Here is an 11,620-nt window from a genome sequence, read left to right on the forward strand (position 1 = left end):
TATCGGAAACGTTGTAATTTTGCGCATTCGTGCGGAGGATTACTGTTTCTCTGCTTAAAGTTTCACTTCTCCTTGCCGATAACAGCGATATCACGTCATCGAGAAGGTGTTGTATGTTAAACCGTATCCGCGTTGTCACCCTGCTGATGTTGGTGCTGGTCGTATTCGCACTTTTGCAACTGCTCTCCGGGGGATTACTCTTTTCATCGCTTTCGCAAAACCAGCATAGTTTTGTGCTCTCTAACACCTTGCGTACCCAACAGGCCGAACTGACGGATGCCTGGGATCTCATGCTGCAAACGCGTATTAACCTCAGTCGTTCATCGGCGCGCATGATGATGGATACCAGTAATCTTCAAAGCAGCGCCAAAACCGATTTACTGAAGAATGCCAAATCGACGCTGGCGCAGGCTCAGGCGCACATCACGCGATTTAATCAGGCGGCGGTTGACCCGGAAATGGCTCAGGTCAGCCAGCGCGTTGCGCAACAAACGCAGGCCTATTTCGCGGCCTTACAGGAGCTGATTGGTTTCCTGGAGCAGGGGAATATGGACGCCTATTTTGCCCAACCTACGCAGGGTAAACAGAACGCCATGGGTGAGGCGATGGGCGTGTACCGCGCGCAGAGTGAGTCTCTTTATCAGCAGGCCTTTACAACCAGCAGCCACGATTATCAGTTTGCCCGTTGGCAACTGATGATACTGGCGCTGGTACTGGCCGCGGTGCTGCTGGCCGTGTGGTTTGGCATTCGCCGTATTTTGCTGACGCCGCTTAATCATGTCATGACCCACATCCGCCATATCGCCAACGGTGACCTGACGCCCGAACTGGTGCTGAAAGGACGCAATGAACTGACCCAACTGGCGGATACCGTGAACCATATGCAGCACGCGTTAATTGACACGGTTACCCGTGTTCGCGAGGGCACCGATGCCATTTACAGCGGCACCAGCGAAATCGCTGCCGGGAATAACGATCTCTCTTCACGTACCGAACAGCAATCCGCCTCACTGGAAGAGACGGCAGCCAGCATGGAACAGCTCACCGCGACGGTAAAACAGAACGCAGATAACGCGCGTCAGGCATCACGTCTGGCGCAAAGCGCATCGGAAACGGCGCGTCGCGGCGGCAACGTGGTGGATGATGTGGTGAGCACCATGCACGACATCGCCGGTAGCTCGCAGAAAATCGCTGACATCACCAGCGTCATCGATGGCATTGCCTTCCAGACCAATATTCTGGCGCTGAACGCCGCCGTGGAAGCCGCGCGAGCCGGTGAGCAGGGGAGAGGGTTCGCCGTGGTCGCCGGGGAAGTGCGAAACCTGGCCAGCCGCAGTGCCCAGGCGGCAAAAGAGATTAAAGCGCTGATCGACGATTCCGTCGAGCGGGTTGATGCGGGTTCCCGGCTGGTGGAAAGCGCCGGGGAAACCATGCATGAGATTGTCAATGCCGTCACCCGTGTGACCGACATTATGGGCGAAATTTCTTCAGCCTCTGATGAACAGAGCCGCGGGATAGATCAGGTCGCGCTGGCGGTGACTGAAATGGACAAAGTGACACAACAAAACGCCGCGCTGGTTGAAGAATCAGCAGCCGCGGCGGCTGCGCTCGAAGAGCAGGCAGGCAAGCTGAGCGAAGCGGTTAGCGCGTTTCGTCTGGCGTCGTCCACGCGCGCGCTCGTCTCGCCAAAAACAGCGTCAGCCCCTGTCGTTCAGCCAGCGGTCTCGCGGTCAGAAGAAAACTGGGAAACCTTTTAATTTGAGTCAGGCGCGATTGCCTGCGTAACAGGAGTGGTGATGTTTACTCGTATTCGCATTTCGACCACGTTGTTTTTGATATTGATACTTTGCGGCCTGTTACAGATTGGCAGCAACGGCCTCTCTTTCTGGGCCTTTCGCGACGGGCAACAAAACCTTGAGCAAATTGAACACAGTGGCCAGCAGCTTAGTTCGCTGATGGCGGCGCGAGCCGCACTGTTGCAGACCAGCCAGGTGTTGAATCGCACGGGCACGCTGACTGCGCTTGGCTATCCGCTTGATGAAATCAAAGCCGGGATGGTGGACGCGCGCCAGGCGCTCAAACTGGCCGACAGCGAATTTGCTGCTTTTAAGTCGATTGAACAACGCTCTACCGAATCGCGCCAGTTGGGCGAGCGGACAGAAGCCAGCTTCAACGCCTGGCGTAACGGCCTTGAGCATCAGGCCACCTGGCTCGAAACCAATCAGCTTGCCGATTTCCTTGGCTCGCCGGTGCAAAAAATGCAGGCCAGATTTGATGCGGATTACCAGGGCTGGCAGCGCCACATCGACGCGTATATTGATGATGCGCGAGCGGAAAGCCAGCAAGATTATCAGCGTTCACAGCTGATGTTTCTCTCCATGGTGGTGCTGGCGGTGCTGATCACCGCGGGTTCTCTGCTGTGGTCGCGGCGCATGATTGTGTCGCCGTTAAAGATTGTCAGCGATCATTTTGACAGCATTGCCAAAGGTGACCTTGCTCGCCCGATTGCGGTGTACGGAAAAAACGAAATCAGCGCGATTTTTGCCGGGCTGAAGGCGATGCAGGATGCGTTGCGCAACACCGTCAGTCAGGTTCGTCAAAGTAGCTACGCCATGCATACGGGCATTTCCGAAATTGCCGCAGGCAATAACGATCTCTCATCGCGTACCGAACAGCAGGCGGCATCACTGGCGGAAACGGCGGCCAGCATGGAACAGCTTACCGCGACTGTCGGGCAGAACGCTGATAACGCGCGTCAGGCATCCCTCCTTGCCAGCAACGCGGCGCATACCGCGCGGCAGGGGGGCGATCAGGCATTAAACGTCGCCCATACCATGCAAAGCATTGCCACCAGTTCACAGAAGATTGGCGACATCATCAGCGTGATTGATGGCATCGCCTTCCAGACCAACATTCTGGCGCTTAACGCGGCGGTAGAGGCGGCACGCGCGGGTGAACAGGGGCGCGGGTTTGCGGTGGTGGCGGGTGAGGTGCGCAACCTGGCAAGCCGCAGCGCCCAGGCGGCGAAAGAGATCAAAGTATTGATTGAAGAGTCGGTGGCCCGCGTGCAGGAAGGATCGGCTCTGGTGGATACTGCCGCCAAAACGATGGGCGAAATTGTTCACTCGGTTACCCAGGTCAACGACATCATGGGCGAAATTGCCTCGGCGTCGGATGAGCAGCGTCGCGGCATTGAACAGGTAGCGCTTGCCGTCAGCCAGATGGATCAGGTGACGCAGCAAAACGCCGCGCTGGTGGAAGAAGGTGCCGCTGCAACGGAACAATTAACCGGGCAGGCCGATACGCTCACTTCCCTGGTATCCGTATTTAAGATTGAAGAACTGACTCCTGTTTCTCCTGAGCGAGTTGTGCCGAACGCACAGCCTGCGGTTTCCTGAACGTAATGAAAGAAGGCGCTATGACATCACTTCCCTCGTCGTTAACTACATCGATGACGCAGCGTCTCGAACTCTCCGACGCGCAGTTTCGTCGGATAAGCCAATTGATCCACCAGCGCGCGGGTATTGTGCTGGCCGATCATAAGCGCGATATGGTTTACAACCGCCTGGTGCGGCGCTTACGCACGCTTGGGCTGGATGATTTTGGTCACTATTTATCGTTGCTGGAAGGGAATACCGAAAGCACCGAATGGCAGGCGTTTATTAACTCCCTGACCACCAACCTTACGGCTTTCTTTCGTGAGGCGCACCATTTCCCGACGCTTGCGGAGCATGCCGCAAAACGGCGTGGCGAATATCGTGTCTGGAGCGCCGCGGCTTCTACCGGCGAGGAACCTTATTCCATCGCTATGACGCTCGCCCAGACGCTCGGCAACGCGCCAGGGCGATGGAGGGTGTATGCCAGTGATATTGATACAGAAGTCCTTAATAAAGCGCAGGCTGGTATCTACCGACAGGAAGAGCTGAAAACCCTGACGCAACAGCAGCTACAAAACTGGTTCATGCGCGGCACTGGCCCGCATGCCGGGCTGGTAAAGGTGCGCCCGGAACTGAGCGATTTTGTTGATTTTTCCAGCGTCAATTTGCTGGAAAGGCATTACAACGTACCGGGGCCATTCGATGCGATTTTCTGTCGTAACGTAATGATCTATTTCGATAAAGCGACCCAGCAGGCAATCCTCCGCCGCTTTATTCCGCTGCTGAAACCGGGCGGATTACTGTTTGCCGGGCATTCGGAGAACTTCAGCCACCTCGTGCATGAATTCAGCCTGCGGGGGCAAACGGTTTACGCGCTGGGTAAGGAAAACGGATGAGTAAAATCAGGGTGCTGTCGGTGGATGATTCCGCATTGATGCGGCAAATCATGACCGAGATTATCAACAGCCACAGCGATATGGAAATGGTTGCCACTGCGCCAGACCCGCTGGTGGCGCGCGATCTGATCAAAAAATTTAACCCCGATGTCCTGACGCTTGACGTCGAGATGCCACGCATGGATGGACTCGACTTTCTTGAGAAGCTGATGCGCCTGCGTCCGATGCCGGTGGTGATGGTTTCCTCATTGACGGGGAAAGGATCGGAAGTGACGCTGCGCGCGCTGGAGCTGGGGGCGGTGGATTTTGTCACCAAACCGCAGTTGGGTATTCGCGAAGGGATGCTGGCCTACAGCGAAATGATTGCCGACAAAGTGCGCGCGGCAGCGCGGGCGCAGATTTCCGCGCATAAAACGTTAATCGCGCCGGCGACCTTAAAAAGTGGCCCCTTGCTGAGTTCGGAAAAGCTGATTGCGATTGGCGCATCGACCGGCGGAACAGAGGCCATTCGGCACGTGTTGCAGCCGCTGCCGGTGACCAGCCCGGCGTTGTTGATTACCCAACATATGCCGCCAGGATTTACGCGATCGTTTGCCGATCGACTCAATAAGCTATGCCAGATTGGTGTGAAAGAAGCGGAAGACGGCGAACGTGTCCTGCCTGGACACGCCTATATTGCCCCCGGCGATCGCCATCTTGAACTGGCGCGTAGCGGGGCGAACTATCAAATCAAAATTCACGATGGGCCGGCGGTAAATCGCCATCGCCCGTCGGTGGATGTGTTGTTTCATTCTGTCGCTCAGCATGCGGGGCGTAATGCCGTTGGCGTCATCCTTACCGGGATGGGCAACGACGGGGCGGCAGGAATGCGGGCGATGCACCAGGCGGGTGCCTGGACCATCGCCCAGAACGAGGCGAGTTGTGTGGTGTTCGGCATGCCGCGCGAAGCCATCAATATGGGTGGCGTCAGCGAAGTGGTCGATCTCAGTCAGATAAGCCAGCAAATGCTGGCGAAAATCAGTGCCGGACAGGCAATACGTATATAACAGGAGAGAAGTGAATGGCGGATAAAGAGCTTAAGTTTTTGGTTGTGGATGACTTTTCCACCATGCGCCGCATTGTGCGTAACCTGCTAAAGGAGCTGGGATTTAATAATGTTGAAGAAGCGGAAGACGGTGTTGATGCGCTGAATAAACTGCAGGCGGGCGGCTTTGGCTTCGTGATTTCTGACTGGAACATGCCGAATATGGACGGACTGGAGCTGCTGAAAACCATTCGTAGCGATGGTGCAATGGCCGCGATGCCAGTGCTGATGGTGACCGCAGAAGCTAAAAAAGAGAATATCATTGCCGCCGCACAGGCCGGTGCCAGCGGCTATGTGGTGAAGCCGTTTACCGCCGCGACGCTTGAAGAGAAGCTGAATAAGATTTTCGAGAAGCTGGGCATGTGAGGAGATGACGATGATACACCCCCCCATTAAGCCCGATGACGAACACTCTGCTGCTGATATCATTGCGCGTATCGGCAGCCTGACCCGCATGCTGCGCGACAGCCTGCGCGAACTGGGGCTTGATCAAGCGATAGCTGAAGCGGCGGAAGCGATCCCTGATGCGCGCGATCGTCTGGACTACGTGGTGCAAATGACTGCGCAGGCCGCCGAACGCGCGCTGAACAGCGTCGAGGCATCGCAGCCGCACCAGGATACGCTTGAGAAAAACGCTAACGCCCTGAGTACGCGCTGGGATGCCTGGTTTGAAAACCCCATCGCGCTATCGGACGCGCGTGAGCTGGTCACCGACACGCGCCAGTATCTGCGAGACGTACCGGAGCACACCCGTTTTACCAATGCCCAACTGCTGGAAATTATGATGGCTCAGGATTTCCAGGATCTCACCGGTCAGGTTATCAAGCGGATGATGGATGTCATTCAGGAGATTGAGCGCCAGCTGTTAATGGTGTTGCTGGAAAACATGCCGGAACCGGCGTCACGCACTAAGCGTGAAAACGAAAGCCTGCTCAATGGCCCACAGGTGGACACCTCGAAAGCGGGCGTGGTCGCAAGCCAGGATCAGGTTGATGATTTGCTGGACAGTCTAGGATTCTGATTGATGCCGGGGGCGCTTCGCTAACCCGGCTTACTTTCGGGTATGTCGGATAAGCGAAGCTGCCATTTATAATCCTTACACATCTTCTTTCCCCAAATTGACACAGACATCACAGAGGTTTACGTCTGAGTGTCACTCCCCTATATAGACTTGTCATAATTAATGCGCTTAAATAGTCTCCAGCACAAGGAAAGATAATATTAATAGTATGAAACCTTATTCTTTATTAAGGCAATGTTTTTGCCTTTAATAAAATAGGAGGGGCTATGCGAATTTTACGGGATAGTGAATTCTTTCTCTCTGAACAACATACGTTCTGCCTTTTTTCAATGAATAATCAATTGATGGAAGGTGTGCACGGACATGATTTCGATGAAATTGTGATTGTCCGTAACGGTAGTGGGTTTCATATCATTAATGATGAAGTGAGATTTATTTGCGAAGGCGATTTCTTCCTCGTGACTACCAATGACACGCACAGTTATGTTTCTACGAATAATCTTTCCGTTATTAATATTCTGGTCAGGCGGACGCGCAATTTTTATTTTTTACAACAAATGGATGTATTGCTGGCAATGGTGAAAGAGCATCTACTGCGGCAGAATGAAATAACTTTAACCTGTAGTGTGCTGCAAAGTATTGAGCGCTGGAGTCAGGAAATCATCTCCCGCAATGATAGCGTCTATGATGTGCTCTATTTTTCGGCTATTGAGGGCGCTTTCTTTAATATCCTTAACGCGCTCTGCCACTGCGGCCGGGAAGCACAAACGTTAAGCGCCGAAGAGAGGGGACGGGCCAATCTCATTCGAACACTGAAAACCAGCAGCCTGCGGCATCTGGACTGGAACGCGGTCAGTGATGAAAACGGAATCGCCCGACGCACGATGTTTCGCTTTATCAAGCGCGTCACCGGATATACGCCCGTCAAATTTCAGATGTTATTTCGATTATTGAAAGCGCAAGAACTGCTCCGCACAACCGATAAAACGGTGAGTGAGATTGCGGTACGCTGTGGCTTTATGAATGGTATTCGCTTAACGGAATCTTATAAGCGCTATTTTAAGTATTCACCGAGCCGCGAACGAGAGCTTCATTCGCGGATTTTAACGGCAATTTAATTTCAGGCTAATAACAGAAAAATTTATTGTAACTCCACGGCTGAGAGGCTTTTGTGTCTCTCCAGTCGCGCTCTGGATTAAGGACTCGTTATGTCAAAAAATAAAACACCAAACCCCTGGTATGTTGGGGTGGTGTCAGGAATGGCATCGTATATAGACTCGGCAGCAATTGTATCAAATGGCACCGCATTGGTTATTTACCAAAAAACGATAGGTCTGACTGCGTTGGAAATCGGTATTTTATCGGGCTTATTAACCCTGAGTATTGCTGTCGGTGCATTTTGCGGTGGGCGACTCGGCGACCGGATTGGCCGACGCAATGTTTTTATTATCACGATGGCGATGATTTTAATCGGAACGCTGGCAATGGCCTTTGGCCTGAGCTTCCCATTTTTGGTATTCGGCACGTTGTTTGTCGGGCTGGCGACCGGGGCTGACTTACCCGTTTCCCTGGCGACTATTTCCGAAGCAGCGGACGACAATAATCGCGGCAAAATTATTGGTCTGTCTAACCTGCTGTGGTTGGTGGGGATTGGCGCGACAATGGGGATCTCCGCTATCGTGGGCGACTGGGGGAAGGTGGGCGCGCAGATTATGTATATGCACGTTGGCCTGGTGGCGCTGGTGCTGTTGATACTGCGATGGTCAATTCCTGAGTCACCGCTGTGGCTGGTCGCCCGTGATGAGCTGCGGCGCGGCGTGGCAACCGTGCGCGCGCAGAAAAACGGCTGGCGCGATTTGCTGGATAAAAAATACCTGTGGCCGTTCCTCTCCCTGTGCGCGTTCTACACCTTTACCAATCTGGCGGCGAATACCGGAGGACAGTTTGGTACTTATGTTGCCGTTAATGTGGTGGGTATTTCGGTTTCTACTAACTCGCTGTGGGGGTTGCTGATTCTGCCTGTAAGCGTGGCATCTGGCCTGATGTTTATGCGCATCGTCGATACCGCAAAGCGTATTCCGTTCTTTATCTTCGGCGCAGTAATGATGTCAGTGGGCTACTTCACGCCAGTGCTGCTGAATTTCTCGCCGCTCTCCTGGTTCTGTTGTCTGCTCTTTACCAACATCGGCACCGGTTTTGCTTTCGAAGGGATCATGAAAGTGTGGGCGCAGGAGTCGTTTCCCACCATGCTGCGCGCCACCGCGCAGGGCGTCATCGTGGGCGTCGCGCGTTTGACCTGCGGCCTGCTGGCCTTTGTGACACCGGTTTTGCTGACCGCCGGGCCCATCGTTCTCTACTGCCTGTTAACCGCAATCGTGGTGGCCGGGATGGTTATCGGCTGGCTGTGCTTCCACGGTAAGCAGCGTAATGAATTTAATGATGAAGGTGAGATCGTCTCTTCGCAGACGTCGGCGGCGCACAGTGCCGTGACATTTACAGTTAATCAGTAAGGGAAGCATCATGTTAGCAGTTGAACGGATAACGTTAGATTACGAATCAACCCTGACTGGCGTTGAAACACTGCCGGTGCTGGGGTGGATTATCGCCAGCGACCAACGCAACGTAGAGCAAATCGCGTGGCAGATACAGATAGCGCAGGACGAGGGTTTTACCTCGTTGTGTTATGACAGCGGCGACGTTCGCAGCGCAGAGTCAGCGAATATTACGCTGCCTGCTCTGTCGTTAACGCCATCGGCGCACTATGTCGTACGGGTAAAAATTCACGATAACCAGGGCAATGTCAGTGACTGGAGCCCGACGGCACGGTTTATCACGGGATTACCGGCAGCACAGTGGCAGGCTGCGTTTATTTCAGCGGAAACGCCTGCGGATAAAGAGAGGTCTAAGGGAACTCTCCTGCGCCGTGAATTTGCGCTACCAGATGGCGAGATTGTATCGGCAATAGTTCATGCCAGTGCGCTGGGGCTGTATCAGCTATACCTCAACGGGCAGCGTGTCGGGCAGGATGAGTTGTCGCCGGGCTGGACCAGCTATCACCATCATCTGCGTTATCAAACCTATGATGTTGCTTCGCTGCTACAACCGGGCGGAAATGCGCTGGGAGCCATGGTTGGTGCGGGCTGGTACAAAGGTGATATGAGTTTTAACCGTTATCGCAACTATTATGGCGAACAAACGGCGTTCATCGGCCAGCTAGTGGTGCGTTATCGCGATGGCCGGGAAGTGGTCATCGCCACGGATGGTCTCTGGCAGGCGTCCGACGCACCAATTGTGTTCTCCGAACTGTATGATGGTGAAATCTACGACGCCAGGCTCGAGCAGGTAGGGTGGAGTCAACCCGGATTCACCGCGACTTTATGGCGCGACGTCACACTCCTCGCGGCGGATAAATCCGTTTTAACCCCGCAAACCTCTTGCGCGGTACAGGCTGTTGAGCGGCTACAGCCGATCGCGATGATCGTAACCCCACAGGGCGATAAGGTGCTCGATTTTGGCCAGAACCTGAGCGGTTGGGTTGATTTCACCGTCCGTGGCGAACGCGGGCAAAAGGTGGTTTTACGCCATTTTGAAGTGCTGGACGCGGATGGCAATGTCTATCTGGATAACCTGCGCACCGCTAAACAGTGTGTGGACTACACCCTGCGCGGCGGCCAGGATGAACACTATCACCCGCACTTCACCTTCCAGGGATTTCGCTATGTGCGCATAGACGCGTGGCCGGGAACGCCAGCGCCTGAAGACTTTTGTGCGGTTGTTCTGCATTCCGCTATGCAGCCAACCGGTTCGCTGGAGACCTCGCGGGATGACCTTAACCAGTTGCACCACAATATTGTCTGGGGATTGAAGGGCAATTTTGTTGATGTGCCCACCGACTGTCCGCAGCGCGATGAACGGTTGGGCTGGACCGGTGACGCGCAAATTTTCTGCCGTACTGCCAGCTATTTGATGCAGACGCGCAATTTCTTCAGCAAGTGGCTGCTCGACCTGAAATATGACCAAACGGAAGAAGGCGGCGTGCCGCACGTGGTGCCGGATATTTTAACCGGGAAGTGCGATAACGACCGTTTTCTGTCACACGGGCGGACGCACTCCGCCGCAGCCTGGGCCGATGCGGCGGTGATCAACCCGTGGACGCTGTATCTGATGTATGGCGATAAAGCTATTCTGCGCCAGCAATATGACAGCATGAAAGCGTGGGTTGATTTTATGCGTGCGCACGCGGTGGAGCATATGTGGCGCTATCGCCTGCAATTTGGTGACTGGGTGGCACTGGATGCGAAAGAGGGAAGCTATTTTGGCGCGACGCCGAATGAGTTGATCTGTATGGCTTACTATGCGCTGTCGACAAAACTGTTTGCACGCACGGCGCAGGTGTTGGGCAATAAGGCCGATTATGCGGCGTATTCGGCGCTGCATGAGGCCATTGTTGCGCGCTTCCAACAGGAGTTTTTCACTCCGACCGGACGTCTGACGGCACGTACGCAAACGGCGCATATTCTCGCGCTCTGTTTTGACCTGGTGCCCACCGCGTTTCGCGAACGCACGGTACAAACGCTGCTGCAACTGCTGGAGGAGAACGACGGGCACCTGGTGACCGGTTTTGTTGGCACGCCGTACTTCTGCCATGCGCTGAGCGAAAACGGCCAAACAGAGGCCGCCTGGCAACTGCTGCTGAAAGAGGATTTTCCCTCCTGGCTTTACCAGGTACATGCCGGGGCGACCACCATCTGGGAACACTGGGATGGCATTAAACCCGATGGCACCATGTGGAGTCCGGATATGAACTCCTTCAATCATTACGCGTATGGCGCGATTGGAGAGTGGCTGTATCGCGCGGCGGCGGGCATCAATCCGGACGAAAGCGAGCCTGGTTTTAAACGCATTCATCTGCGCCCGCTGCCGGGTGGCGATATTCGCTGGCTGAAGGCATCGTATCAGTCAAACTACGGGAACATTGGCGTGCACTGGCAGCGCGACGGCGAGAAAATGCTGACGCTCTCGGTGGTCATTCCACCAAATACCCGCGCAGATGTGGTGCTGGAGGGCGCCGAGCGCGTGCTGAACGATGATGGGGTTGCTTTCGTCGCCTGCACAGAGGGAGTGCGTGCCGCGCTGGGCTCTGGCCGTTATACCTTTACGTATCTGCTGGCGTAATCCCTGCGGCGTAAACGGGGGAGTTCCCCCCGTTTTACGCCGCTTTTCCTCCGATTGTTCTTTCCCT

General features: G+C 54.6%; 9 protein-coding genes. All 9 read left to right on the forward strand.

Translation table 11 applies throughout. The features are described 5' to 3' along the window. The first annotated feature begins 113 nt into the window (after positions 1 to 113). The 9 genes from tar to ACOXYR_RS07760 all read left to right on the forward strand — a co-directional run bounded on the left by tar (position 114) and on the right by ACOXYR_RS07760 (position 11,553). Positions 114 to 1,757: a methyl-accepting chemotaxis protein II gene (gene tar, locus ACOXYR_RS07720; RefSeq protein ID WP_108475275.1), complete on the forward strand. Its 1,644-nt coding sequence runs from the start codon at positions 114 to 116 to the stop codon at positions 1,755 to 1,757. Positions 1,758 to 1,796: 39 nt separating this feature from the next. Then, positions 1,797 to 3,398 (forward strand): methyl-accepting chemotaxis protein, encoded by a 1,602-nt coding sequence (locus tag ACOXYR_RS07725; RefSeq protein ID WP_421355352.1) that lies wholly within the window; start codon positions 1,797 to 1,799, stop codon positions 3,396 to 3,398. A 20-nt stretch (positions 3,399 to 3,418) separates the two neighbouring features. Then, a complete protein-coding gene (gene cheR, locus ACOXYR_RS07730; RefSeq protein WP_421355351.1) occupies positions 3,419 to 4,273 on the forward strand; it encodes a protein-glutamate O-methyltransferase CheR in 855 nt (284 codons plus the stop codon). Further along, positions 4,270 to 5,319 carry a protein-glutamate methylesterase/protein-glutamine glutaminase gene (locus tag ACOXYR_RS07735; protein ID WP_108475278.1) on the forward strand — a complete coding sequence of 350 codons (1,050 nt, stop codon included), beginning with the start codon at positions 4,270 to 4,272 and terminating at the stop codon, positions 5,317 to 5,319. The genes cheR and ACOXYR_RS07735 overlap by 4 nt, the downstream gene beginning before the upstream one ends. Before the next feature lie 14 nt (positions 5,320 to 5,333). After that, positions 5,334 to 5,723, forward strand: a complete 390-nt coding sequence (cheY, locus tag ACOXYR_RS07740; protein WP_113857122.1) for a chemotaxis response regulator CheY — start codon at positions 5,334 to 5,336, stop codon at positions 5,721 to 5,723. A gap of 10 nt (positions 5,724 to 5,733) precedes the next feature. Next, positions 5,734 to 6,378, forward strand: a complete 645-nt coding sequence (cheZ, locus tag ACOXYR_RS07745; RefSeq protein WP_113857121.1) for a protein phosphatase CheZ — start codon at positions 5,734 to 5,736, stop codon at positions 6,376 to 6,378. Positions 6,379 to 6,644: 266 nt separating this feature from the next. After that, a complete protein-coding gene (locus tag ACOXYR_RS07750; protein ID WP_421355350.1) occupies positions 6,645 to 7,496 on the forward strand; it encodes a helix-turn-helix domain-containing protein in 852 nt (283 codons plus the stop codon). A 141-nt stretch (positions 7,497 to 7,637) separates the two neighbouring features. Next, entirely contained in the window at positions 7,638 to 8,888 is a 1,251-nt protein-coding gene (locus ACOXYR_RS07755) for an MFS transporter (RefSeq protein ID WP_421382088.1), read from the forward strand. A gap of 10 nt (positions 8,889 to 8,898) precedes the next feature. Beyond that, the gene (locus ACOXYR_RS07760; protein WP_421355348.1) at positions 8,899 to 11,553 is read left to right on the forward strand and encodes a family 78 glycoside hydrolase catalytic domain; all 2,655 of its coding nucleotides are present in this window, start codon (positions 8,899 to 8,901) and stop codon (positions 11,551 to 11,553) included. The last annotated feature ends 67 nt before the right edge of the window (positions 11,554 to 11,620 follow it).

The organism is Pseudocitrobacter faecalis (genome assembly GCF_965231525.1).
In the GTDB taxonomy this organism is placed as follows: Bacteria; Pseudomonadota; Gammaproteobacteria; order Enterobacterales; family Enterobacteriaceae; genus Pseudocitrobacter; species Pseudocitrobacter faecalis.

What these genes read in the sequence shown, in the direction of transcription:
- tar (WP_108475275.1), top strand. Translation starts at nt 114, where the DNA reads ATGTTAAACCGTATCCGCGTTGTCACCCTGCTGATGTTGGTGCTGGTC.
- ACOXYR_RS07725 (WP_421355352.1), top strand. Translation starts at nt 1,797, where the DNA reads ATGTTTACTCGTATTCGCATTTCGACCACGTTGTTTTTGATATTGATA.
- cheR (WP_421355351.1), top strand. Translation starts at nt 3,419, where the DNA reads ATGACATCACTTCCCTCGTCGTTAACTACATCGATGACGCAGCGTCTC.
- ACOXYR_RS07735 (WP_108475278.1), top strand. Translation starts at nt 4,270, where the DNA reads ATGAGTAAAATCAGGGTGCTGTCGGTGGATGATTCCGCATTGATGCGG.
- cheY (WP_113857122.1), top strand. Translation starts at nt 5,334, where the DNA reads ATGGCGGATAAAGAGCTTAAGTTTTTGGTTGTGGATGACTTTTCCACC.
- cheZ (WP_113857121.1), top strand. Translation starts at nt 5,734, where the DNA reads ATGATACACCCCCCCATTAAGCCCGATGACGAACACTCTGCTGCTGAT.
- ACOXYR_RS07750 (WP_421355350.1), top strand. Translation starts at nt 6,645, where the DNA reads ATGCGAATTTTACGGGATAGTGAATTCTTTCTCTCTGAACAACATACG.
- ACOXYR_RS07755 (WP_421382088.1), top strand. Translation starts at nt 7,638, where the DNA reads ATGGCATCGTATATAGACTCGGCAGCAATTGTATCAAATGGCACCGCA.
- ACOXYR_RS07760 (WP_421355348.1), top strand. Translation starts at nt 8,899, where the DNA reads ATGTTAGCAGTTGAACGGATAACGTTAGATTACGAATCAACCCTGACT.